Here is a 25,646-nt window from a genome sequence, read left to right on the forward strand (position 1 = left end):
CTTCTGCTGTCGCATTCAAACCGAGTAATCCGCCACGATAACAAAGAGGCAATATCATGCTCCCCAGTGCCCGCTTAATCACCCAACTCACACTTATTAGTGCTATCACGGTACTCACAGCCTGCGGCGGAAGCTCAAGCTCGTCATCCAGGGGCGGACCCACTGATAATCCCGGTAGCGGGAATAACGGCCAGCCCGAAAGCCAAAACCACTTCGATCAAACGCTCACCGGCTTCGACGGCGAGACAGTGGCATTTACGGTATACGCACCGGAAAACCCCCAGGGAAAGCGCGTCCCTTTAATACTTCACAGCCACGGCTTTGGTCTTTCTCGCGCCAAAAATTTCGAAAGCCCCGATCCACTCGAATCCTTTCTCACCAATGATATTTCTGGTGATGTCGCCAGGCGAGCATGGCTGGAAAAGGGCTTTTATGTCATTAGTTTTGACCAGCGCGGTTTTGGTGAAACCACTGGCAATATCACCGTAATGGATCCCGATATCGACTGCCGCAATGTGTCGCAAATAATAGACTGGGCCGAAGAGAATCTGGTTAATTTGAGTTTTGAGGGCGACGACCCGCTCATTGGCGCCGTTGGTCTGTCTTACGGTGGCGGCTTCCAAACAGTGTGCTCCAGTGTAGATAAACGCTTTGACGCCATTGTGCCCTTGGCAACATGGAGCAACCTGCCCTACAGCCTGTACGCCAACAATACGCCGAAGAATATCTGGTTAGACATTTTATCAGTCGCATCGATGGGCAAGCTTGAACCCTATCTTTTCGAGGCCATTATTGGCGCAAGCACCACCGGCGAAATCGCAGCCGAAACCGTCACCCGCTTAGCGGGTCACAGCCCACTGTCGTTTTGTGAAGGCGAACGCGAAGACGGCAGAACGCTCTCCACCGCCGACGCCTTATTTATTCAAGGTAGCAATGACGTACTTTTTAACATTAATGAAGCGGTAGAAAATTACGAGTGCTGGAAAGGCCAAGGCAACGAGGCACACTTGTTTATACAGAAAGACGGTCATATTTTACCGGCACTACAAACCGCCGGTCGGCAAATCTTATTCGGCACCGAAGGCACGCTGTATTGCGATGGCCAAGTTTTTCAAACAGACGATCTAGCCTTGAATTTTTTGGTCTCCAAATTACAAGGCACAAGTGCCCCAGCCATTCCCGACGTCTGTTTTAGTCTGACTGCCCAGCAATCCGGCACCAGCAGCAGCGAAGTAAAACGCGGCGGCTCACTCACTAGTTTTGACGAAACGCAGATTATTCCCGGCGGCCTGAGCAATGTTGTCGATCTGCTCACCGCTCTGCCGTTACAAACCGTTCTCGCGACCTTATCCTCATTGCCGGTAGAAGCATCAAGCACTTTGATTGCAGTACTAACAGCCAGCACTGATCCTACGTCACTGGTCGATTATCTAGACGATATCGTCAATCTGCTACCAAGCGAACTGCTAAGCCAGCTGGTCGCTAAGGGAAAATTCATTCCCCTGCAAATTGTGACAAATGATGGTGTTCTCGCAGGCATTCCCTTAGCCATGCTGAATGTCAGTGGCGGCAATGGTGACGGCAATCTATTGTATATAGGCTTGGGCAAAATACCCGCTGATGGCGGCGATGCCTTTTTAATTAACGATCAAGTGTTGCCAATACGCGGCAGCGGCTTGATCGCGCAGGAAATGATCGGGGCTTCGGAGCCCGTCACCACGGGGGATACCCTCGGCCTTATGGTGTATGGATTCCATCCTTACTTCACCCACATTAGCAGTATCACCCAAGCCCCCATACCGGCGGCCATGAGTGGTACCGTTGACTTGCCGCTGTTAGTGAACAACAGCCAATAAGCCCGCTTAGATCGCACGCTGGTGATATTTTTGCTCTATCACCAGCGTGCGATTTCAGCTAATTAACGCATCGCCGCAAGCTTGCGACTAGAGACACACTTCAAACAAGCCCGCCGCGCCCATACCGCCACCGACACACATGGTGACGACAACATATTTCACACCGCGACGCTTACCCTCTAGCAAGGCGTGCATCACCATTCTTGCGCCGCTCATACCGTAGGGATGGCCAATTGAAATAGCGCCGCCATTAACGTTTAAACGCTCATTGGGAATGCCCAGTTTGTCGCGGCAGTAAATGACTTGCACTGCAAAGGCCTCATTCAATTCCCAGAGACCGATGTCATCCATTTTTAGCCCAGCATGTTTAAGCAATTTTGGAATAGCGTAGATAGGCCCAATACCCATTTCATCGGGCTCACACCCGGCAACCGCAACACCACGATATATTCCCAAGGGAGCTAAATTGCGCTGTTCAGCTAATTTGGCATCCATCATAACGACCGCTGCCGCGCCATCAGAAAGCTGAGACGCATTTCCTGCACTAATGCTACCGCCGTCACGAACTGCTTTTAAAGACGATAAATTTTCCAGCGTCGTCGACGGGCGGTTACCTTCGTCCTGGCTCAAGGTGACCTGTTCCTGCGAAGTTTCACCGGTTTCTTTATTGCTCACCAACTTGCTTGCTGTGACCGCCACGATCTCATCGGCGAACTTCCCTGCCTGCTGTGCAGCTGCAGTTCTCTGCTGAGACTGCAGCGCGTATTCATCCTGGGCATCGCGGGAAATATTGTAGCGATTCGCCACGACCTCAGCGGTATCCAGCATAGCCATATAAATATTTGGCACTTGGGCGATCGCTGCAGGATCAACCAAGCGGTGCATATTCATATGCTCGTTCTGTACCAATGAAATCGATTCGCAGCCACCGGCAACGAGCATCGGTGCGCCATCTAAAATGATCTGCTTGGCACCCGTTGCAATCGCCATCAAACCGGAAGAACACTGCCTATCAATTGTCATGCCGCCGACTGATACAGGCAAACCCGATGCCATTGCCGCAATGCGGCCGAAATTCATCGTCTGCGTACCCTGCTGAATCGCGGCACCCATTATGCAGTCGTCCAATTCCTTGGGATCTACTCCAGAGCGCGCAACCGCAGCTTTAATCGCAAAAGCCGATAATGACGGTGCCTCTAGATTATTAAATGCGCCGCGATACGCTCTTCCTATCGGGGTCCGCGCCGCCGATACTATCACTGCCTCTTTCATTATATTTTCTCCAATTACCTTGCAATTTTTACTTAAAGTTACGCCTTGTCTTGCGCTAAAAATGCCTGAGCCTTCAGTAAAAATTTCTCTGACTGCTTAGCGCCATTGTCCAAGGGTGATTGTTTATCGGTATTACAAATCTCATCCCAATGCGCAGCTACCGCCTCGGGTGTTTGCTGAGCTGGCTCTAAATAAACACCCTCGGTTTCAAATATTTTTGAACTTGCGTAGCCACCGCCACCGGCACATAAAATGTGGCGACTGGGTGCACCCTCATGACAGAGAATCAGTGCACCAGCAGTTACGGCTTCCGGCACCAACATGGCTAATATTTCTTCCGGCATGATATCTTCCGTCATGCGCGTTGCCGCTGTGGGTGCCAAGGCGTTAATTCTGACATTGTATTTAGCGCCCTCTAAACCCAAGGTATTCATTAAGCCGACCACCGCCATCTTGGCGGCACCGTAATTGGTCTGACCAAAATTACCATATAGTCCGCTCGACGACGTGGTCATAACGATACGACCGTACTGCTGTTCTTTCATGAGGTCCCACACTGCTTTTGTGCAGTTTACCGACCCCATAAGATGAACATCCATCACCAACTTAAAGTCATCTATCGACATTTTAGTAAATGATTTATCACGCAAAATACCTGCGTTATTAATCAAAATATCAACGCGTCCCCAGGCGTTCAGCGCTTGCTGAACCATGTCTTCAACGTCACTGTAGTTTGCAACGTTGGCGCCGTGCGCAATGGCTTCACCACCGGCGGCTTTAATCTCTTCCACTACGCTTTTGGCCGCCGCAGAAGACGAACCCGCGCCATCGCGCGCGCCGCCTAAATCATTCACAACGACCTTGGCGCCACGGGCGGCCAGCGCGATGGCATGACTGCGACCCAAGCCATTTCCCGCACCGGTTACTATTGCCACCTGGCCATCAAAACGAATACTCATCACTTTCTCCTAATAATTTCTGGGCTCGCTGTCCCGTCAATTCGCTTCACGCGACCATTTGCACGCTGATCCATTCCGCAACTAGAGCGGGTTTAGACTCACCTTCTATTTCAACGGTGACTTCGGTACTCACCCTAAAGTTTCCGGGCTTTATTTCTTCAATTGATAATATTTTGGCCTTTGCTCGTATACGACTACCGACTTTGACCGGAGAGAGAAAACGCACTTTATCGAAGCCGTAATTAATCCCCATATAGAAGCCATTGATCAGAATACTGTACTGTTCAGAAAAATAGGACAGCATCGACAAACTGAGAAAGCCGTGAGCGATGGTGGTGCCAAAGGGGGAGTCTTTCGCTCGCTCTGGATCAACATGAATAAACTGATGATCGATCGTGCAATCTGCAAATTGATTTATTCTATTTTGGTCTATCGTCAGCCAGTCGGTGGCCTCAGGCTCGAAGCCAATATAATTCTGCACATCCTGCTTATCTATTAATGTCGCCACACCACATCTCCTTTTACTCGTTATTAAAACCAATTATTTTTCATATCGTAAAACGTCGCATCAAGTTCCGTTAAGCGCATCGACCAAACATCAATTAATGGCAATTCAAAATTCATAAAATACGTCATCGCCTGCAACTTTCCCTGATAGAAATCCATATCAGACGGATGAAGTTTAGCGGCCATTGCCGCCTGCGCAACTAGGCCCTGACGCAGCCACAACCAAGCTATCACAACGTGGCCAAACATATCTAAATAGCTGACAGAATTCGCCAACACCAGATCAATTGGCTTTGTCATCATGGCCTGCAATAAGAACTCGGTGGTGCTCTTGAGTACCGATACCGCTTCGCTTAGCTGCATTGCTGGGCCCGACAAATTAGTCGACATTGCCGCATCAATATCTTTTTGTATTTCCGCTAGACAAAATAAATAGCCCGTCTGCCCATTCATCGGCAATTTGCGAGCCAACAAATCAAGTGACTGGATGCCCGTAGTGCCCTCATGAATAGGGTTAAGGCGGTTGTCGCGGTAGAACATTTCTACCGGGTGCTCATTGATATAGCCGTGCCCACCAAGCACTTGTATCGCCAAACTATTTGATTTTGGGCCGTATTCCGATGGCCAACTTTTAATAATCGGGGTTAGGAAATCTAGCAAGGTGTCTGCTTTGGCACGCTCGTCCTCGCTGAGGGCGGTGTGGCGATCATCCGCCAACTGCGCACCCAGCAGGCAGAGGGCAAACGCACCCTCCGAGTAGGCCTTTTGGGCAAGTAGCATACGCCTCACATCAGCGTGCTCAATGATACTCACCGGCGCCGACAGTGGATCATTATTCGACGGCAGTCGCCCTTGAAAACGCTCCCGCGCATAGTCCAATGAATATTGATATCCGGTTAACGCCGTGCAGGCCGCAATGGTGCCGACCATAACCCGCGCCTCGTTCATCATATGAAACATATAGCTAAGACCGCGGTTAGCTTCGCCCAGTAAATAGCCAACGGCACCGCCATTTTCACCAAAGTTTAGCACCGTAGAGGTTTGGCCACGGCCACCCATTTTGTGAAAGAGCCCTGCCAACGCCACATCGTTGCGCTCGCCCAAAGACCCATCTTCATTGACAAGTATTTTAGGAACAATAAACAGGGAAATCCCCTTCACACCCGCTGGCGCACCTTTAATTCTCGCCAAAACCAAATGCACTATATTCTCATTGAGGTCGTGATCACCCCCGGATATAAATATTTTGCTGCCACTAATTCGGTAGCTGCCATCGTCCGCCGGTACAGCGCTTGTCAACAAATCCGCTAGCCCTGAGCCAGCACTCGACTCGGTCATCGCCATGGTGCCGGCAAACCGACCGCTGCGCATGGGCTTCACCCATTTCTCCACTTGCTCGGCAGTACCATGATGCTCAATAAGACTAGCATTGGCGGAAGTTAAGGCGAGGTAGCCCATAGTAGTGCTGCCAGCGGCACACAAATATGCGTTAGCCGCAGCAGACACCAGCAAGGGTAACTGCATTCCCCCGAATTCGTAGTTGGCTGTAGAGGATACAAAGCCGGCTTGAATCGCCGCATCAACAGCAATTTTTATTTCCGGGATCATCGAAATTTTTTCGCCATCAAAGGTCGGTTGCTGTTCATCCACCTTCTTGCGAATCGGAACAAAATATTTGCTGGCAATATGCTGGGCTGTATTGATTGCCGCATTAAACGTGTCTACAGAATGATCTGCATAGCGGGGTCTGGCAGTTAAGCCCTCAGCATCAAAAAGCTCGTAGAGCATGAACTGTATATCGCGTTCAGAAAGGATTGCCGCTGTCATATTGCCTGACCTCATTAAGATTCTTCAGGCATTCTGGTTAACTAAAGATTCATCCACCACGACACCGAATGTCCAGGTGGCGAATATCCACTACCTAGCGACTAATAAAACAGCAGAGGATGCTCTAGGTCGTGATCTAATGAGTCACCAAAATCATAGGCCTCATCCTCGGGATACAAGGTCACAATACTTAGCTGCGGCTCAGAGGCAAAGGCGGTTGGCCCTAAGGCACCCACCATCGTCCCCACGCTGAAAAACCGTTTTAACTCGCCCTCGATATCCAGCTGCACCCGAAAGCTCGCCATGGGCTCTGTACGCGCCGCGCGCTGGCGCCAATCAGCCGGCGCGCTTGGGTAGGCTTGCAGGCGTTCTATCGTGTTAAGCGCCGTTTCATCACCGGTAAACAAGGCCGTCTGCTGAATGGACATGAGAATCGCCGACAAGGTATCTGGCCAATCACTCACAATATTACCGGCGCCAGAGTGACTAAATATAAAGTCATAAAAATTAGTGACCGAGGTCAACGCCTCTGCACTCACTATTCGCGAGTAAAAACGAACCCAACCTCGATTAACCATTAGGATATTTGTCGAGCTGTCTATCACCGATGCGGGAAACGGATCTAAAGCCCGCAAGTTCATCAGCAAGGCTTTGCGAAGCCATTTGAGTTCGGGGGCATTAAAGTCTACCCGCTCCTCCCGGGGAGCGAAGCCCGCCGCAATCAGCAGATGGGTTAAATCCCGCCGCCCAAGACTTAGAGCACGGGCAATATCAAGTACCATGGTCTCACTGGGCCGACTATTGCCATTCTCGAGACGGCTAATATGACGCGGAGAGCTATTCAAACGATCTGCAAGATCCTCCTGGCTAAGCTGATGTACGCCGCGCCAAAATTTAAGGAAACGCCCAAACACTGGTCTCGGAGTATTATCTTTCATGCACTCTCATTTAAGTAATTGGCTAGGGTCTGTTTAAGAACCACATGCTTTGCTCCATTGCCACCAATAGCAAGCGAAGCGACTACACTGCTGATAATACGCTATAGTAATTCTCAATATAAAAAACAAATTTAAATTGAGCTAATAAGGGACTCTCAACATGAGCAACGACACAAATACTTCAGGCCTGCAATTACGCTCACTCGTGACCGACGATGGGCATCTGCAATTATTCCTAAAATCAGCACCCATAACCGAGCCCGGCCCGGACGAGGTCGTTGTGCGCATAGAGGCTACCCCTATCAACCCTTCTGATCAGGCCACGCTCATCATGCCGGCAGATGTTAGCACAGGCGTAACAACAGGCAGCGGCGAAGAGACCCGTTACACCGCTAAACTACGCAAGGGTATCGAAAGCCGCGTGCAGGCCAGAATAGGCAAACCCCTTGCAGTTGGCAACGAGGGTGCAGGTACGGTTATCAAAGCCGGCAGCAGTGATGCAGCACAGGCACTACTCGGGAAAATAGTGGCTGTTTTAGAGGGCGCTCTTTACTGCCAGTATCGAACACTGAATGTGATGCAATGTATGCCCATGAACCAAGGCACTACTGCGCGGGATGCCGCCTCGTGCTTTGTTAACCCGCTCACCGCACTGGGATTTGTGGAAACGATGCGTATGGAGGGCTACAAAGCCATTATTCACACTGCAGCTGCGTCAAATCTAGGCCAAATGCTAAACCGGATTTGTATCGAGGACGATATCGACCTGATCAATATCGTGCGTAAAGAAGAGCAAGCTGAAATATTAAAATCCCTGGGCGCAAAATATGTCTGCAATACCAGTGACGATACTTTTATGGCCGATCTAACCGCTGCTATTGAAGAAACTGGGGCCTATATCGCCTTCGATGCCACCGGCGGTGGCGATCTAGGTAGCCGAATCCTCAGCTGCATGGAAAAAGCGGCACTAAAAGACGTGGAGCGGCCAGGCCCGTATGGATCGACTACGTTTAAGCAACTGTATATTTATGGCGGCTTGGATATCTCGCCAACCTATATTAGTCGCAATTTTGGATTTAGCTGGGGTATCAACGGCTGGCTTCTTACGCCGTTTACGCAAAAAATCGGCTTAGAAAAAACCATGGTACTGCGTCAGCGTGTCGCTGACGAACTACACTCGACATTTAAAAGTCACTACAGCGACGAGATTTCTTTAAGCGAGGCATTAGACAAAGACACCGTTGCGGCATACAGCCAGCAAGCGACCGGTAGGAAATTCCTGATCAACCCGTCTAAATGATTTAGAGCAGAAAACGAGTTCTCAGTTATATTTTTGAAAGCACCACGAGAGTATCAAATACACGTAATTTTTATAGTAGCTAAACCAGCACCATCATTTGCATAAGCCCATTTCAAACAATGGGTTTATGCAAACCTATCGAAGCCTAATAAATGCTACACAGCACTATGCTTGGTAGCTGTCGATCACTTCTCTCGCCACTCGCATTGCAGAAAGAGACGCGGGAAAGCCGCAATAAGCCGACGCGTGAATAATAATTTCACGAATTTCTTCTGGACTCACACCATTATTCAGTGCCCCGCGCACATGGCCCTTTAGCTCTCCGTGTGCCTGCAATGCAATAAGCATAGAAACGGTGACGATACTCCGGGTTTTGTAATCTAGGCCATCACGTGTCCAAACCCCTCCCCAAGCATGTTCCATCGCCGCCTCTTGCAGCGGCATATCAAAATCGGTGGCATTGCCCAAGGAGGCATCCACATGAGCGCTACCCATAACTTGTCGACGAATAATCTCGCCGCTCTTTTGATCTTCAATACTCATAAAAATCTACCAAGCCAGTTTTTTCAAGAATAGAGTCAAATTAAGCTGCCCCAGCGACACTCGACCGCTGACAACAATATAATTTATATTCGATCTCACACCTTCATCACGGATTGCAGCTCAGCAAAGGAATCCTGCAGGCATGACATAAAAAATTCAATATCTGGCAAAATCGCCGCCGTCGAAATAACATTGAAATACAATTTGCCATTGTAACTTGGCGTCGCGATGAAAAGGCCCATGCCTTCTCCCAAAGGTGGTAAGCCCGCCAAACTTTCTAAACGATGCCCTGCGATATGAACGCTGTGAGCGGGGCCCGGCACATTGGATACAAACAAATTACAGGTTGAACTTGCGGCAGAGGTTGCATTTATTGCTCGCGAGAACAAGTATTGCTCGGTCGCCGGTAAGCACTTAGTCACATTTAAAAGAAGGCCTGCTGCCGAACTCCCGCCCTTTCCACTTTGGGTCGCCGCAACTATTTTGGCCAATCTAGCCACGGGATCGGCAATATTTGTATAGATTGGCGCCGTAAACGCACTTAAATTATTACCGCTATCGCGCTCGCCCGTCGAGGCCACGCTTCTGGCATTAACAGGTATCCACGCAACCACAGGCGTCGATGTAAGCTCATTGTGCGTTTGCAAATAGCGTCGTAATGCGCCGGAGCAAACCGCAAGCACTACGTCATTAACCGTTGCGCCAGAATATAAGCTGCGCATGGCACTGAGCGCTTTAAGATCTACATTGATGACATCAAATATTTTGTCACCACCGACACTGGAATTAAATCGAGTGGGATGCACGCGCATCCTTTCCGACGGTTTGGTCTTAAGAAATCGGCGCGCTGTAGGCGCAACCACGGACGTCCCTTTCAGCAGCGTACCAGCAAGGTTTACGGTGTGACGAAAACGGTTTTTAAGCGCTCGACCGGCTAAATTCGTCCACGACATCATAGCGCTATCATCGCTAATTTCGTCATTGAGTTCTTCATCAGCTTCGCTTAACGGCATGGCCATATTCGCCAAAATTTTTAGCAGGCCAATACCATCTACCGCGACATGATGTAGCCTGACCGCAACAGTAAAACCGCCTTTAATCTCGCCATTGCAATTAACGCCGGAAAATATTGTTACGTCCCATAGAGGACGACTCATATCCATCGCTTGTGAATGAAGATCGCAGGTCGCAGCCCTTAGTTCCGGCCACATGCCCGGTGCGGGAAGCGGTTTTATACTAAAATGCGCGTCCGGTTCAAACAGTTCATCGACGATCCAATAGGGATAATCTAACTCTGCGGGCAATCTCACCAAACGATGGCAATATACAGGATGATGTTTTAATTTTTTCTGGACAAATAATTTCAGATTTTCAAAATCTAAGGCACCACCACTTTTTTCTGACGCACCGTCAAAATTAAGTAGCAGTGTGATGTGATTAAAATTATCGTCCGTTTCGGTATATAAAAACTGTGCATCTTGCGGTTTTATTTGTTCCATTGCGGCTATCACCTAATGTCATTGTGATGGGGACGTAAACCACCCAATCCAAGCGCTATAATAAGGGCATTCTGAAATATCATTTCTGAAAACTACTCAACCGCGGTCGACCTGTCCAAAGCAGTTCGGTATAGCGCTTCGATTTTTGCAATTTGCTTATCGAGATTTGCCGTCGTCCAACGACTGGTATCGATGGGAGCAAGTACTTCCACCTCAACGGTGCCGGGGTAATACACACTATCGCCTTTGGGCGATACGTCCATGGCATTGTGAATCACGATGGGAATGATCGGGACACCCGCCTGCATGGCCACGTGAAATGCCCCCTTTTTAAATGGCTTGGGGTGCTTTGAGTGAGTTCGCGTGCCCTCAGGGGCCATCGCCACTGAAATACGCTCATTTCTGATTCTATCAATTAAGGGCTCCATCGCCTTAATTGCACTTCTTCTGTCGCTGCGATTAATCAATACAATACCCGAGTATTCCATTGCCATGCCGATCAGCGGCATCTGTTTTATCTCAGCTTTACCCACACCGGCAAAGTTACGGCGCAAAAGCTTGGCACAGATCATGACATCGATATCGCTTTGATGATTAAAAATAAACACAGCGGGTCGCGCCGCCCAAAGATTCTGTTCGCCAACAATATCGAGTTTGAGGCCGGTAACGGCGCTAGATATATCCGCGAACAAAGACATCGAAAAATTTCGCGCCTCCTGCTTAGAACCGGTTAGGGCCCATATTGGAAGACCTGCTAGCACCGAACCGACAAGACTGACTTTACTTGCGATATTTCGTGTCAGGCCTATCGCTGAGCTACGGTTTGACCGGCTGTGAAAAGTCCGCACCGGCCAACCGCGTGCTCCGGCAATTTCTCGCAATTTAGTACTTGGGTTCAACGGGCGGGGCTTGCCGACATATTCTAAAAGCTCTATGTCGTCAGTACTGTCTGAGTAAAAATAGCTATCTGCCAAGTCGACATTATGTTCCTTAGCAATGGTAAGTGCCGCCTCTACTTTGCCAACACCAAAACACAATGGGCCACCCAGTTCGCCAGTAAAAATGCCGTTCTTCACTTCTATTGTACTGCAGGACACCTTGTCGATACCGAGATAGTTAGCACAGGGCGTCACTTGATAAGGTGTGGCAGAGGAGATGATCGCAACTGTATGACCTTTGCGCATATGAGCCTCGATCAGCGCTCTGGTTTCAGGGAAGATCTTTTTCGCTAAATCCCGTTCAAATATTTTCTGCGCAACATCTAGATAATCATCTTCTTTAAGCCCTTTCATGCTTTGCGCTGACAGCGTCATAAGCGTTGCAAAATCTTTTTTACCGAGGCCGAAACGCGCAACCGCATCAACGGTTGCCACTATCTCTGAAGGTGCTAGATCTCCGCGCCGCACCTGCTCACGAAGAAAACTAAAAACTGAATATCCGGCGATGATCGTGCCGTCGAAATCAAACAGTGCGGCAATTTGCGGCCCAGCGGGAGCATTATCTATTTCTGCCGTAATTTCAGTATAGGGACGCATGCAGGTGTAGCTCCTCGCTTATTCAATGGGATTTACATATCACTTCATTTGACAACGTATCAAATATTCAGTCCAATACTATTTTCCCTGTAATATTTGGAAAACGTATACCTTTGAATACCACCAAACTACGCTACATTGTGGCAGTTGATCGCTTTGGCTCAATGACTGCCGCTGCCGCCGCAATTCACGTATCGCAGCCAAGCTTAACCAGAACCGTCGCGGAGGTAGAAAAAGAGCTGGGAGTAATTCTCTTCGAACGCCGCGCACGCGGGGTAATCGCAACACAGCAAGGACGCAGCATTATTGATCGCGCCGCACGCATTCTTGCCGACATCGAACGCCTTGATATGGATGCTAGGGAATTCCGAGAATACCGCGAAGCACATTTGCGGGTATGCATTTCGCCACCGCCCCTAATCACCCTAATGAACCCAGCCTTGCCGCAGTTACTGGCGCACTACCCGCAATTAAAAGTCGATGTGAAGTCAGTTTCTACAGGAGAGGCAATAAGCCATTTAAGAACCGGCGATTCAGATCTTATCATAGGGCCAACTCGTGCCCTTGAAGAAAAACGGGAATTCAAAATTGTGCCACTTAAGCCTTTCGATGCCTATTTTTTCACTCGCCGCGACCATCCCCTAAGTAAAAAGCGCACGGTGACGTCGAAGCACATTTTACATTACCCCCTTGTGCTACCAGAACGAGATGGCTCATCACCTGAGATCACTAATCGCCTATTCGGAGAAACTGAAATCCCCAGTGATCATCCAACCCATATTATCGGCCACTTCCCCCTGGCATGCGAAGTTGTCGCTGCCACGGACGCCGTCGCCACCGTTGGCCAAGCCTATTTAGGAAATAAGGAGTTTTTAAAGCGTTTCAATATTCTCGCCTTTACCACTGCAGATAAGTTGAGCGTTTGCTGCGCTTACCGCCAGGACTTCGAACTCTCGGCACCAGCTACGGCGCTGGTGAATATTCTGGCGCTGTAATTAGAGCCTATCGTCTTTGTTTATGGGAACTCATGCTGAAAATAGGATCGCACCACATGCCGAGAATACCACTACCAGCAACAGGATCGGCACCCGCTTACTCCGCACCGCTATATACCCTACCACCGCCAAGCCCAACGCAATCACATCGTGCGGAGCGCTGCTGATCACAGGGTTGATCCAAGCGGCAGCCAACATACCCACCGCCACGGCATTTACCCCAGCGATAGCTGCAATCACTTTAGGCCGAGCAGATAGCTGCAGCCAAATACCCCTTATACCAGTGAGCAATACAAAACCGGGAGTGAATACTGCTAGAGTCGCGACAAGGGCGTAGTACAAAGGTGCGTCAGGATGAAGGACTGCACCCAGATAGGCGGCAAATGAAAACATCGGTCCTGGCACGGCCTGAGCAGCAGCGTAGCCCAAAAGAAACTGGTCGTTGCTTACGTCACCATTAAGCAGAGGCTCTAACAGCGGCAACACCACGTGACCACCACCGAACACCAAACTGCCTGCCTGATAAAAAATTGCAAAGATACTGCCAGAAAATAAAGCACAAACGGCGGCGAGCAGGAGAAAAACGAGCATGCAGGCCACGAAAATAGAATCGACTTTCATCAAACTGCTATGCCGTGTCGGCAGCCCACGCCACGCCATAAGACTAGCGGCAATCACCATTAAGCTTATTTGCCACAATGGACTCATCGCCAAACTCAAGACCACGGCACTAAACACGGCCACAGCAATAGTCAGCGGGCTACGGCAGCTCTGCCGCGCCATTCCCCACACCGCATCCGCCACCACAACTACCGCCAGTAACTTTAAACCGCTGACCACACCATATTGGAGCGAACCCTGTACCAATTCGAGCTGCCAAACGGCAAGCGCAACCATAAGCAAAAAGGAAGGCAGCGTGAAACCAATAAAGGCTGCGACACCAGCCGCAATGCCGCCGCGCCGACAAGCAATAGCGTAACCAAGTTGACTAGAGGATGGGCCTGGCAAAAACTGACATAGGGCAAGATCGGCGGCAAATTCCTGTTCGTTGAGCCAGGCCTTGCGCTCTACAAAAACCGTTCTGAAATAGCCGATGTGTGCTGCAGGGCCGCCAAAACTAATACAGCCCAAATAGAGGAATTGCAGAAATACGCGCCAAACCACGTTTACACTCTCGCCTTAATAATTCAGAAAGAGTGTAAACAAAGGTGATGACGGTTTATAGCTTGCCGCGTTTTTCTCGTGGCGCTGAGGACTTAGGTTTGGCCTTGGTCACTTTACTCACCGGCTTGCGACCACCTTTAACATCACCGGTTTTGCTAATGCGAGGCTTGCGTGGACGCTCGCGCTCAATAGGCATATCGCCGCCTTCGTGAACGGAGATATTTAAGGCTTGCCCAGCAACGCGGGTTGTTTTCAAACACGCCATTGCACCTTCAGGTAAATCTGCAGGTAAATCGACGGTGCTGAACTCCGGGTAGATTGAAATACGGCCAATGTGTGCGCTATCAATATTCGCTTCGTTGGCGATTGCACCGACGATATTGCCCGCGCTCACACCGTGCTGACGGCCTACTTCCAAACGGTAACGCAGCAAACTTGAATCTGGCGCGCGCTTGCCACCGGTGGTGCTCAGCTTGTCACGGCTGCGCGCTTCGGTCATAAGCTTAGGGGCGTCTTTAACGAGTAAAGGTTTGTCACCCTGCAACTGGCTAGCCAACGCCGCCGCCACGTCCATTTCTGACACGTCGTGCTTAGAGACGTATTCCTGCAGCATTTTGCGGAAGAAGCTAAGGTCTGTGCCAGCGAGGGTGTCAGTGATCTTTTGCATGAAGCGATCAACGCGTAGAGCGTTGATATTCTCTGCCGTCGGCAAGCCCATCTCTTCAATAGATTGCCGAGTTGCACGCTCGATTGCCTGCAACATGCGTTTTTCACGCGGCGCAACAAACAAAATCGCATCGCCGCTGCGTCCAGCGCGGCCGGTACGGCCAATGCGGTGAACGTAGGCTTCCGTGTCGTGTGGAATATCGTAGTTAATAACGTGACTAATACGCTCGACATCCAAACCACGGGCGGCAACATCCGTTGCGATAACAATATCTAAACGCCCGTTTTTAAGTTGTTCAACGGTGCGCTCACGCTGGGCCTGCGCGATATCGCCGTTCAGTGCCGCAGCGGTATATCCGCGCGCCTGTAATTTTTCTGCCAGCTCGGTGGTTACCAGCTTGGTCCGCACGAAAATAATCATGCCATCAAAGGGTTCGGCTTCCAAAATGCGGGTCAAGGCATCGAGCTTATTCAAACCGCGCGCCATCCAATAACGCTGACGTATAGTCACCGCGGTGGAAGTTTTAGTTTGAATAGTCACGTGTTCGGGGTTGTTCAAATAGGTCGTTGCGATGCGACGAATCGCCGATGGCATAGTGGCAGAGAACAGCGCTATTTGACGCTTCTCCGGCATTTGCGACATGATCCATTCAACGTCATCGATAAAGCCCATACGCAGCATTTCGTCGGCTTCATCTAGCACCAAATGACTCAGATCATCGAGTTTAAGCGTGCCGCGACGCATGTGGTCCATTACTCGTCCGGGTGTACCCACAACAACCTGTACGCCGCGTTTAAGCGCCGCTAGTTGGCCGCGATAGTCTTGCCCACCGTATATAGGAAGCACCTGAAATCCGGGCATATGCGACGCATAGCTTTGCAGCGCTTCCGCTACCTGGATAGCTAACTCACGTGTTGGGGCCAAAATTAGAGCTTGGGTACGACGACTGTTTACGTCGAGGCGAGACAACAGGGGAAGCGCGAACGCCGCCGTTTTGCCCGTACCGGTTTGCGCCTGACCAACGAGATCTCGGCCAGCCAGAATAAAGGGAATGGTCGCCGCCTGAATTGGCGAGGGAGTTTCGTAACCAACCGCTTTAACCGCGGCCAGTACCATGGGCGCTAAGCCCAAATCATCAAAAGTAATAGTTTCCGCTGCCGCGGCCGTATCAGAGGGCATAATCGCTACCGTAAAAAATGCAAGAGTCGCCGCAACATTAGACCTCACACTCGGCCGAACGCAGATATGGCGTTGAGGCCGCATTATACCGGCATGTGACTACAAATACCCTGAAACCTTTGGCCTTTTTTGGCATTGCCGCCTGGAAGACACCGCTAAACCTTGCTATTAACTCAGTTTTTCCAACTCTGCGCGCAAGGCCGAGGGAATTTCCTGTTTACACTGTTGAGCAAAATCGAAATAAATCATGACCGCAGTGCCCTTGGCGACCAGTTCGCCACGCTGCCAAGCCTCGTGCTCACACACACACGAAGAACTCCCAACATACCCAATACGGGTTCTGATTTCGACAGAGTGGCCATGGTAGATCTGCGCAATAAAATCAACATCGATTTTGCGCAGAATAACATTCCACTTGCTTAAATCCTGACCTGGATTAAACACTTCAAAAATAGGACCCCGCGCAGTCTCAAACCACATCGGTACTACCGTATTATTTATATGTCCCAGCGCATCCGTTTCGCAGAACCGGGGCTCCATCGTACAAGACAACATTTTAGATATTCCTAAACAATATTAAAAAAGGACTAGAACGCCAACCAGCGCAAAACCATACACAGCCAAAGGATATAGCTCATAATTGACGCGGGTAAAGCCTTTAGCCCTAGCGCGCTACCACGCTGTTTTTCGACCGCCGCATACAGCATCGCCGCAGTTACAAAGGCATGCAAAATCATGAGGGATGATGCTTGTTGCCAGCCATAAATATGACTCTTGAAGGTCAGAGGCACAAACAGCGCGGTCGCTAAGAAAAGTCCATTTAACAGACCAAAAGCCATGACAATACGGCACAAAATCAAAATATTAGATCCTCAGCCAATATACTATTCAGGCGACATAGTAATAGATGGTGAAGAAATGGCATACACTTCCCGCCAACACGAATAGATGCCACACGCCGTGAAAATGAGTGACCTTTTTGTCAAAAACATAAAAGACGATACCCGCGGTGTAGGCAACCCCACCCGCCAAGAGCAAGTTAAAACCACCCGCAGGTAAGGCGCTTCCCAAAGGCTTAATCAAGAACATGGCAAGCCAGCCCATCAATAGATAAACCGCGATCGACCACGCACGCCGCCCCGCTTTGGGGATAACTTCTAAAATCATACCGACCGCCGCCAGTGACCAAATCAGCGCGAACATCCACCAACCGCCAGCGTCACGGAGTGTCACGACTAAAAACGGTGTATAGGTGCCGGCGATAAGAAGGTAGATAGCCAAGTGATCAAGCTGCCGATAGAGCGCTTTATAAGGCCCCTGGGTGCTGTGGTACAAGGTAGAAAACAGATAGAGGGCAAACAGGGAAGTGCAGTACACCGAAAATCCCAATATTTTCCATACATCGCCACTTTGCACCGCAGGCGCAATCAGCGCCACACTGCCAATCAGCGCCGCGCACACGCCAAGCAAATGGGAAACCCCGTTAAAACGCTCGCCTTTATACACTATGCCGCTACCATCCTAATTATTTTGCGAGATGCACTACCAACACTGACTGCAACAATTGGATTCAACTGCCCACAAAAGACGCCGCAGATGAAACAATCTAACAGATATCATTGAGCCTGCGGGGATTCGACGGGGAGTTGCGGACATTTTATTAAGACAGGGAGTTCGCGCTATTCAAAAACATTAAGAGATTGAGGCTGGGGGCACAACCGCCGAGGGAAATAAAGTCGCACCGGAATATAGACGCTAGGAATCCACATTATCACTGCAGGTGCGACCGCAGCCTTCCGCAGGCAAGTTTAAGCTACCTCATCATCCAAGCGCCCCACCCCCTCAAAGAGCAGTTCTACATGCAAAGATCCATTAGTATTGACGACTTTCCGAATACGAATTTCACCCAAGCGCCCGTCACGCAGGCGGATACGGTATTCTGTTCCGTCTAAACGTTCGCTAATCTGCTTATTCAGGTGTAAGCAACCGCCCCACTTCACATAATTGCGGCTTGAGGAGATATACATGGGAACATCAGATAATAATTCCCGATCACCGAGTAATACACTGCCATGCGTCAAATCCATTGACTAACTCCATGCTATATATAAATTCACACCAAAATACGTAATTTAACTTATAGCATCCGTGCCAGTAGCTCTGTTATACCATAGCCCTAGCTTAATTCATCCCCCCCGTTCTAGATCAAAGCGCTTCAACTACTCAGTTATTTCATAACAAAAAGTAATAAAACGACCCTATTTAGCTGCTGATACCAAGCATTTTCGCCGCATTTCCTCTCATCATTTGATGTATTTCAGACTCCGAAAAGCCGTCCATTTCCTCTGTCATTTCAGAGGGCCACAAAAGTCCCTCCGGGTGCGGGTAATCTGAACCGTTGACGATAGTCTCGACCCCAGCGCTTTTCGCTATGCGGCCGAAGTCATCCTCGTGAAAAGGCACAATTTTAAAGTGCTGGCGAAATACCTCGCTGGGAAGCCCCGGTTTTCCGTATGGCCAGCGGCTTTTATGGTCGCCAAGCCGGTAGATCTTATCCATCGTTTTGAGCAAATGCGGTAGCCACGCCGCACCAAATTCCACAATGAGAAACTGCAGGCGCGGGAAGCGACCAAACAGATTTTGGAATATGGTCGCGGCAAGCTGATCGACCACAGTCCGCTCCCCCATCCCAACAAACATATTAAAAGCCGTAAAGCGATGCGAAGGTGGGTTCGCTGGCTCGCCCCACGGCGCTGCATACAGCTCTGTAAACGGGCCACTACCGATATGGTAAGTCACGATCACGCCCGCCTCCTGGACTCTCGCCCAAAAAGGATCAAAATGCGGATCAGCTGGCGAACGCCCCTCAATGGGACCAGTATTAATATGAACTAGGCGGCAGCCTTCTTTTAATATGCGCTCCAGTTCCAGCAAAGCCTGGCCGACGTCCAGCAAACTCATCATGGCCGTTGAAAAAACTCGGCCGTCGCCGCCCCAGCCCCAGTCTTCAGCTACCCAACGGTTAAATGCACGGATACTCGGGTAGGCGATATCGCGGTGTTGAGGCTTGCGAAGCTGGTATTCAACACCGCAGCCCAAGGTTGGAATCATCACACAGGCCTCTACGCCCTGCTCATCCATACGCTTAAGGCGCGCGGCTTTATTAATAAATTCCGGACAATCGATAGCGCGAATAGCATTGGCATTAACGGCGCCGCCGGTATCAACATCGCCTTTAAAAAAGGCCTTCATGGCACCTGGCGGCCCCACGTAATCACCCACACCGACGCTAAAGAAATTTAAGCGCTCTTCCCCCAGTTTCATTACCCCAAAGCCATCGTCGCGCTCGCGCTCAACCCATACGGTGCGATCGCGAAATTTGGCTTCGATATGCCGACTAAAGCAATCGTCAGGCTCGTAGTAATGGTTATCGCAATCTATTAAAGAATAGGGAAGTGGATTCATGGCACAGCTCCTTGTCGCAGACGCAAGCTCACTTTACGCCGGGTCACAAAAGAACTCATTAACCGCAGCAATCACTCGACGGTGACAAAAAAGCTCACCGCCACCAGCACTGCAAGTCAAGATAGCTGCGAATCTAGGCAGGAAAATAGCGGCTAATGGTATCAACGACGCAGGCTGGCCTGTCGCTGCCTTCAATCTCTACAGTAACTCGAACTACCGACTGGATCGCGCCCTTTATTTCCTCTACCGACACGAGCTCACCGTTACCGCGCACTCGCGACCCCACCGGCACAGGGGACGGAAACCGAATACGGTCACAGCCCACGTTGACGCCCATCGAAACACCCTGGACATCAATTATCTGTGGCAAAAATAGGTTAACAAGCGACAGGGTTAAGTAACCGTGGGCAATACACTTTCCAAATGGGCCATCTTTTGCCCGCTCTGGATCAACATGTATCCACTGATGATCGCCAGTCGCGTCGGCAAACAAATTTATGCGCTGCTGATCTATCTCTAGCCAATCACTGCTTCCCAGTGCGCTACCTACCGCGGAAATCAGATCTTTGGGCTGTTTAAAAACGGTGGTCATATATGCTCCAGTGCTTGACCGACTCCTTACTTTACAATGCCGTAGCATTCACAAAAGCAGATCGGATGTAATAACTCGGGTTTCTAAGGTGACTTTATCACTCGAGCTTAAAAACACGGCATAGTCTATCAGGACGACAAGACCATTTTTTAGCGCCCATTTCTACGCTACTTTATCCGCTACAATGTAAGCTGTGCCGCAACTTATACGCATTGCCGTGCTCCTAAGGTAACGCTGGGGAAATGTAAGGACCTGCCACTAAAAATAATTGAGGGGCGACAATACAGTATGACGACGCTCAGTCCGCAAGAAATCTGGAGCTGGCTCACTGGCAATATCGCTGGCTTAGGCGCACTGCTCGCGGCCATTTTTGCCATACTCGGTGTGCTATCGGCCTTAGAAGCCATTCTAAAAACCCGAACAGCACAAGGCGCCGTGGCGTGGGCTATTGTTCTCGTCGGGTTCCCCCCAGTATTTGTGCCCCTCTACTGGATATTTGGTCGCCGCAAATTCCGCGGCTATGCGCTAGCGAAACGCCATAATCACTTGCAAATTGATGAAGTCGCACACGACTTACTTAGAGATTTCCCAGCCTTCGGAGCAGAGACAAGCAGCAATGACCCTCGACTAATTGCCCTGGAGCAACTCACCACGCTGCCATTCTGCTCCGGAAATGACTGCCAGCTCCTGATCAATGGCAAAGCCGCGTTCAATGAAATATTTACCAAAATTGAGGCGGCATCAGACTATATCTTGCTCGAATTTTACATTATTCGCGACGATCAAATTGGCAATGAACTCGCCGAATTACTAATAAAAAAGGCACAGCAAGGTCTTAAAATTTACGTCGTCTATGACGAAATTGGCAGTCTCAAGCTCAGCAAGCATTACCTGCAAAACTTAAGTGTGCACGGTGTGAATATAATCCCTTTCAACAGCACTAAGGGCTTGGGAAATCGCCTGCAACTTAATTTTCGCAACCATCGCAAAATTGTTGTCTGCGACGGCAATTACGCGTTCATTGGCGGCATGAATATTGGCGATGAGTATCGAGATATGCACCCGGTACTCACTCCGTGGCGCGACACTGGCATCGCCATTACCGGACCGGCTGTGCAAGCAGTGCAGCTGGCCTTTGCCGAAGACTGGTTTTGGGCAAACGAGTCTCTGCCAAAATTAAACTGGCAGACCAGCCAAGCAAAGAGGCAGCTCAACACCTTAGTGCTCGCCACAGGTCCCGCCGACAATACCGACAGCTGCGCTCTGTACTTTTTAAATATGATCCATCAAGCAAGGCAGCGGCTGTGGATTGTAAGCCCCTATTTTGTCCCCGACGCACCGGTGATTCATTCTTTACAGTTAGCGGCCATGCGCGGGGTCGACGTGAGAATTATGCTCCCCGCGAAACCCGACAAGCTTATAATTCAACTTTCTTCTTATACCGCAATCAAAGAAACCCTCGATCGGGGTGTACAGTTTTATTACTACCAAGACGGTTTCTTGCATCAGAAAGTCATGTTAGTAGATGATGATATCAGCGTGGTCGGCACGGCCAATTTAGATAACCGTTCCTTTCGCCTCAATTTTGAACTCTGCGTTATCAATCACAGCACCGAATTTGCTAAGAAAATAGAAGATATGCTGAAAGACGATTTTCAAAAATGCACCCAATTGCTGCCCAGGGAAGTGGCGCAATGGTCCCTCCAACGCCGCATTTTGAGTCGTTGTGCCTATCTTTTCGCGCCACTGCAATAACGTATTTCTATGACCGAAGCCAGTCACATACCTCAACAACTGACCGCCTGCCCCGACTGCGATTTACTATTGCAAACTACGCAGGACCATCATCGCATGGAAGGTCGCTGCCCGCGCTGTAAAGCGGTGCTATGGCACTCAGCCAAGCATACTGACACGATTAGTTTCGCTGCGGCCATCAGTGGCCTGATATTATTTTACCCCGCCATTACGCTGCCAATCCTAAAATTCAGCATGGTCGGGCAGAATGGCAGCAATTCTCTAATCGGCGGCATTTATCGCATGTGGATTGAGCAGGAGAAGATGCTCGCGATATTAATTTTGCTGTGCTCGCTGATAGCCCCGCTAATGCATTTACTGCTCACCGCGGTAGTGTGTTTGAGTATTCGACTGAATCATTTTCCACCTCATTTCCCTCAGTGGCTCAAATACAAATGCTGGATGCAAAGTTGGAGTATGCTTGAGGTTTACGCGATGGGGATTATTGTCGCCTATGTGAAAATGATGCACGACGGTGATGTGAGCGTGTCTGGCGGCACCTATTGCCTATGTGCGCTTCTGCTCTGTGTTATTTTAAGCAGCCAATATTTCTACGAAGAACAAGCTTGGCAGCACTGGGAGCAAAATAAACCGGCATGACCACTAGCGCCCAACAACGCGGCATAGCGCGCTGCACAGAGTGCGGCAAACTCAGCCACCTGCCAGATCTAGGAGACAACTCGGTAGCTAGCTGCCCCCGCTGCAATGTCGCGCTGAGCTTTCGTAAGCCGCAAAGCTTACAGCGCAGCTGGGCCTACACCGTGGCCGCCATCGCCTTATTACTACCTGCGAACATTTTACCCATACTCACTGTAATTAGCTTTGGACAAGGCGACCCCGACACGATCATGTCCGGCGTAGTAAAACTATGGGTATCAGATCTGCAAGCCATTGCCGCAATTGTGTTTATCGCCAGTATCGCAGTGCCGGTATTGAAGCTCGTGATTCTGATTATTTTAATGCTCGTCGTGCAACTACAGCTGCCGCTAAATCGCCAGCAGTGCACCGTACTTTACCGCTTTATCCACTTTATCGGCCGCTGGTCCATGCTAGATTTATTCATGATCTCGATTTTGGTCACACTGGTACACCTCGGCAATATCGCCACCGTAGAGAGTGGCCCTGCCGCCACTGCCTTCGCCGCCGTGGTAGTACTCACTCTTCTGGCCGCAAACAGTTTTGACCCGCGCTTAATATGGGACTTAGATGATGAATGATCGCAATATATCGTCCGCTGTCGTCGCGCCAAAGCGCGGACTATCTGCTATTTGGCTGCTACCACTTATCGCCTTAGGCATTGCGGTATGGCTGATGTACAAAAGCCTAAATGACAGCGGGCTTAGCGTCACTGTCGCCTTCGACAATGGCAGCGGTATTAATGTCGGTAAAACCCCAGTCATTTATCAGGGGATCAATGTTGGTCAAGTGCAAGGTTTACAGCTCGATGACGATCTAGAAGGGGTCACCGCCACCCTCGAACTCTCTCGTCAAATAGAGCCGCTGATTAAGAAAAACACCGAGTTTTGGCTAGTGAAACCGCAGATCTCACTTTCCGGCGTATCCGGCCTAGACACCCTGGTGGCGGGCAACTATATAAGTTTTAAACCCGGGGATGGCGAGGTCGCCGAACATTTTGTCGCCTTGAACACGCCGCCACCGCAAACCAATAATTTACCCGGCCTTCGCTTGATTTTAAACGCGACTGAGCTTGGGTCCTTGTCAGTTGGGGCACCGGTGCTTTACCAACAAATCGATGTCGGTGATATCGAGGGCTACCAGCTTAGCAATGACGGCATTGAAATAAATGTACGCATCGATCCGCAATACAGCCATTTAGTCAATAGCAGTTCCCGCTTTTGGGCCCATAGCGGCGTTAAAATAAACGCTGGCCTGCAAGGTATCGATATTGAAACAGGCTCAATGGCCAGTATCTTGGCCGGCGGCATTGCCTTCGACACGCCCACAAAGGACGACAGCGTTGTCGATAACAACGCGCAATTCAAATTATTCAAAAACCAAGATCGCGCGAAAGGTAGCAAAATTGTCAGTGTTTACTTCCGCAACCCTGACGGTTTAAACGTCGGCAGCAATGTGCGCTTATTGGGTATGGATATAGGCAAAGTTGAGAGCTTAAAGTTTGTCGACAACAATCCCAACCTCGGCGCCAAAGTGAACCTTGCGATCTACTCTCCGCATCATCGCTACCTCAATGAGAAAACTGACTTTTGGCTAGTGAAGCCCGAGGTTTCCAGCAGCGGCGTTAGCGGTTTGGATGCCTTGATTGGCGGACCCTATATCAATGTGAAGGTCGAGGGGAAAGGTGGCGCAACACCAGATCAATACACCGCATTACTCAAGGCGCCAGACAGCCGCATTCAACAACCTGGTTTGCGACTAACCCTGCGCAGCGATGAACTCAGCTCCGTCAGTATTGGCAGCAAAATTTACTATCGTAAAATTGCGGTTGGCCAAGTTGAGTCGGTTGACCTTGATAAAGACGGTGTCAATATCGGCATCTTTATCCATGAACGCTATGCCACCCTTGTGCACCGCGAATCCCAATTTTGGAATGCCAGCGGTCTGAGTATCAGCGGCGGCTTAGGTGGCTTAGATATCCAAGCAGATTCGCTGGCCACCATTGTCGCAGGCGGCATTGCATTCCACACACCACAAGTCAGCAAGCCACAACTGGCATGGGAAGGCCTGGGGTTCACGCTCTATCCAGACTTCCAAAGTACCTCCGCGGAGAAAGGGCGCGATATCAATTTATTTTTTGCCACCGGCAGTAACATAAGTAAAGGCACTGAAATCAAATACCAAGGTATCAAGGTAGGTGATGTCGTTTCCGTTGAGCTAGATAGCAATATGGATCGCGTAAAAGTGAGCGCGCGGCTTGCGCCTTCGGCCAAGGCTCTCGCTCGCACCGGCAGTCAATTTTGGGTAGTGCGCCCGCAACTGGGACTGATTGGCACACGCAACCTAGAGACCTTGGTAACAGGTAGCTATATAAGTGTTAGACCTGGCTACGGCAGCATCACCACCAACTTCGTCGCCTTAGATAAACCACCGCCGTTAAGCAAACCCAGCAATGGCCTGAACTTAATTCTCACCGCCGCCCAACGCGGGTCTATAAAGGAGGGAGTAAAGGTTTTTTACCGCGACATTCCGGTAGGTGAAGTGTTTGGCTATGAATTGGCTGAGGATGCAAGCCAAACCCTCATTCACATCAATATCGAGCCTCGCTATGCCAGCCTGGTGAGAGAGAACTCCCAGTTTTGGAACTCAAGTGGTATCGCCGTCAAATTCGGTCTGTTTAGTGGCGCCACAATACGCAGTAAATCCATTGAGTCACTGCTGGAGGGCGGAATTGCCTTTGCGACTCCCGGTGGCGACGACTTAGGCCCCCTTGTCAGCGACGGCAATAATTTTGTGCTGCATCAATCAGTCGACCAACAATGGCTAGACTGGACACCGCGAATTTCTTTGCCAAACGAAGCCGACACAGGTGAGAACTGGCTGCGTGCGGATTAACAAGTTTTCACAACATCGCTACG

The 25,646-nt window shown here is 50.0% G+C and carries 23 protein-coding genes; 7 read left to right on the top strand and 16 right to left on the bottom strand.

Features of this window, described 5'->3' with window-relative positions:
• Positions 1–56: 56 nt before the first annotated feature.
• Positions 57–1,856, top strand: coding sequence for an alpha/beta hydrolase family protein (locus tag KXJ70_RS04535; protein ID WP_219042253.1), 1,800 nt, complete (start codon positions 57–59; stop codon positions 1,854–1,856).
• An 87-nt stretch (positions 1,857–1,943) separates the two neighbouring features.
• Here KXJ70_RS04535 and KXJ70_RS04540 read toward each other — a convergent pair whose 3' ends face one another.
• The 5 genes from KXJ70_RS04540 to KXJ70_RS04560 all read right to left on the bottom strand — a co-directional run bounded on the left by KXJ70_RS04540 (position 1,944) and on the right by KXJ70_RS04560 (position 7,359).
• Positions 1,944–3,128, bottom strand: a complete 1,185-nt coding sequence (locus KXJ70_RS04540; protein ID WP_219042254.1) for an acetyl-CoA C-acyltransferase — start codon at positions 3,126–3,128, stop codon at positions 1,944–1,946.
• 38 nt (positions 3,129–3,166) lie between these two features.
• Positions 3,167–4,087 carry an SDR family NAD(P)-dependent oxidoreductase gene (locus KXJ70_RS04545; RefSeq protein WP_219042255.1) on the bottom strand — a complete coding sequence of 307 codons (921 nt, stop codon included), beginning with the start codon at positions 4,085–4,087 and terminating at the stop codon, positions 3,167–3,169.
• A 46-nt stretch (positions 4,088–4,133) separates the two neighbouring features.
• The gene (locus KXJ70_RS04550) at positions 4,134–4,595 is read right to left on the bottom strand and encodes a MaoC family dehydratase (RefSeq protein WP_219042256.1); all 462 of its coding nucleotides are present in this window, start codon (positions 4,593–4,595) and stop codon (positions 4,134–4,136) included.
• A 23-nt stretch (positions 4,596–4,618) separates the two neighbouring features.
• Entirely contained in the window at positions 4,619–6,421 is a 1,803-nt protein-coding gene (locus KXJ70_RS04555) for an acyl-CoA dehydrogenase (RefSeq protein ID WP_219042257.1), read from the bottom strand.
• A gap of 101 nt (positions 6,422–6,522) precedes the next feature.
• The gene (locus KXJ70_RS04560) at positions 6,523–7,359 is read right to left on the bottom strand and encodes a helix-turn-helix domain-containing protein (RefSeq protein ID WP_219042258.1); all 837 of its coding nucleotides are present in this window, start codon (positions 7,357–7,359) and stop codon (positions 6,523–6,525) included.
• Between the two features lie 160 nt (positions 7,360–7,519).
• Here KXJ70_RS04560 and KXJ70_RS04565 point away from each other — a divergent pair, with 160 nt between their 5' ends.
• On the top strand, positions 7,520–8,659 hold the full coding sequence (locus KXJ70_RS04565; RefSeq protein ID WP_219042259.1) for a zinc-binding dehydrogenase: 1,140 nt from the start codon (positions 7,520–7,522) through the stop codon (positions 8,657–8,659).
• A 165-nt stretch (positions 8,660–8,824) separates the two neighbouring features.
• Here KXJ70_RS04565 and KXJ70_RS04570 read toward each other — a convergent pair whose 3' ends face one another.
• The 3 genes from KXJ70_RS04570 to KXJ70_RS04580 all read right to left on the bottom strand — a co-directional run bounded on the left by KXJ70_RS04570 (position 8,825) and on the right by KXJ70_RS04580 (position 12,236).
• The gene (locus tag KXJ70_RS04570) at positions 8,825–9,202 is read right to left on the bottom strand and encodes a carboxymuconolactone decarboxylase family protein (protein WP_219042260.1); all 378 of its coding nucleotides are present in this window, start codon (positions 9,200–9,202) and stop codon (positions 8,825–8,827) included.
• A 95-nt stretch (positions 9,203–9,297) separates the two neighbouring features.
• Entirely contained in the window at positions 9,298–10,701 is a 1,404-nt protein-coding gene (locus KXJ70_RS04575; RefSeq protein ID WP_219042261.1) for a wax ester/triacylglycerol synthase family O-acyltransferase, read from the bottom strand.
• 92 nt (positions 10,702–10,793) lie between these two features.
• Positions 10,794–12,236, bottom strand: coding sequence for an HAD-IB family hydrolase (locus KXJ70_RS04580; RefSeq protein ID WP_219042262.1), 1,443 nt, complete (start codon positions 12,234–12,236; stop codon positions 10,794–10,796).
• Positions 12,237–12,349: 113 nt separating this feature from the next.
• Here KXJ70_RS04580 and KXJ70_RS04585 point away from each other — a divergent pair, with 113 nt between their 5' ends.
• A complete protein-coding gene (locus tag KXJ70_RS04585) occupies positions 12,350–13,231 on the top strand; it encodes a LysR family transcriptional regulator (RefSeq protein WP_219042263.1) in 882 nt (293 codons plus the stop codon).
• A 30-nt stretch (positions 13,232–13,261) separates the two neighbouring features.
• Here the strand turns inward: KXJ70_RS04585 and chrA are convergent, their stop codons facing one another.
• The 8 genes from chrA to KXJ70_RS04625 all read right to left on the bottom strand — a co-directional run bounded on the left by chrA (position 13,262) and on the right by KXJ70_RS04625 (position 20,298).
• Positions 13,262–14,395, bottom strand: a complete 1,134-nt coding sequence (gene chrA, locus KXJ70_RS04590) for a chromate efflux transporter (protein WP_219042264.1) — start codon at positions 14,393–14,395, stop codon at positions 13,262–13,264.
• A gap of 55 nt (positions 14,396–14,450) precedes the next feature.
• Positions 14,451–16,241: a DEAD/DEAH box helicase gene (locus tag KXJ70_RS04595; RefSeq protein ID WP_219042265.1), complete on the bottom strand. Its 1,791-nt coding sequence runs from the start codon at positions 16,239–16,241 to the stop codon at positions 14,451–14,453.
• 168 nt (positions 16,242–16,409) lie between these two features.
• Entirely contained in the window at positions 16,410–16,796 is a 387-nt protein-coding gene (locus KXJ70_RS04600) for an acyl-CoA thioesterase (RefSeq protein WP_219042266.1), read from the bottom strand.
• 32 nt (positions 16,797–16,828) lie between these two features.
• The gene (locus KXJ70_RS04605) at positions 16,829–17,101 is read right to left on the bottom strand and encodes a hypothetical protein (RefSeq protein ID WP_219042267.1); all 273 of its coding nucleotides are present in this window, start codon (positions 17,099–17,101) and stop codon (positions 16,829–16,831) included.
• 28 nt (positions 17,102–17,129) lie between these two features.
• On the bottom strand, positions 17,130–17,747 hold the full coding sequence (trhA, locus tag KXJ70_RS04610; RefSeq protein ID WP_219042268.1) for a PAQR family membrane homeostasis protein TrhA: 618 nt from the start codon (positions 17,745–17,747) through the stop codon (positions 17,130–17,132).
• Positions 17,748–18,049: 302 nt separating this feature from the next.
• On the bottom strand, positions 18,050–18,328 hold the full coding sequence (locus tag KXJ70_RS04615) for a hypothetical protein (protein ID WP_219042269.1): 279 nt from the start codon (positions 18,326–18,328) through the stop codon (positions 18,050–18,052).
• 175 nt (positions 18,329–18,503) lie between these two features.
• Positions 18,504–19,706, bottom strand: a complete 1,203-nt coding sequence (locus KXJ70_RS04620) for an amidohydrolase family protein (protein WP_219042270.1) — start codon at positions 19,704–19,706, stop codon at positions 18,504–18,506.
• Positions 19,707–19,839: 133 nt separating this feature from the next.
• Positions 19,840–20,298 carry a MaoC family dehydratase gene (locus KXJ70_RS04625; RefSeq protein ID WP_219042271.1) on the bottom strand — a complete coding sequence of 153 codons (459 nt, stop codon included), beginning with the start codon at positions 20,296–20,298 and terminating at the stop codon, positions 19,840–19,842.
• Between the two features lie 288 nt (positions 20,299–20,586).
• On the opposite strand from KXJ70_RS04625, the gene cls reads away from it, so the two are divergent.
• From cls to KXJ70_RS04645, 4 genes are read left to right on the top strand one after another with little or no spacing between them, the layout of a single operon-like run.
• Positions 20,587–22,053 (top strand): cardiolipin synthase, encoded by a 1,467-nt coding sequence (gene cls, locus KXJ70_RS04630; protein ID WP_219042272.1) that lies wholly within the window; start codon positions 20,587–20,589, stop codon positions 22,051–22,053.
• A 9-nt stretch (positions 22,054–22,062) separates the two neighbouring features.
• Positions 22,063–22,692, top strand: coding sequence for a paraquat-inducible protein A (locus KXJ70_RS04635; RefSeq protein WP_219042273.1), 630 nt, complete (start codon positions 22,063–22,065; stop codon positions 22,690–22,692).
• Positions 22,689–23,309, top strand: coding sequence for a paraquat-inducible protein A (locus KXJ70_RS04640; RefSeq protein WP_219042274.1), 621 nt, complete (start codon positions 22,689–22,691; stop codon positions 23,307–23,309). The genes KXJ70_RS04635 and KXJ70_RS04640 overlap by 4 nt, the downstream gene beginning before the upstream one ends.
• Entirely contained in the window at positions 23,299–25,623 is a 2,325-nt protein-coding gene (locus KXJ70_RS04645) for a PqiB family protein (protein ID WP_219042275.1), read from the top strand. The genes KXJ70_RS04640 and KXJ70_RS04645 overlap by 11 nt, the downstream gene beginning before the upstream one ends.
• The last annotated feature ends 23 nt before the right edge of the window (positions 25,624–25,646 follow it).

Origin of the sequence: Zhongshania aquimaris, from assembly GCF_019312595.1 — a bacterium.
Classification (GTDB): domain Bacteria; phylum Pseudomonadota; class Gammaproteobacteria; order Pseudomonadales; family Spongiibacteraceae; genus Spongiibacter; species Spongiibacter aquimaris.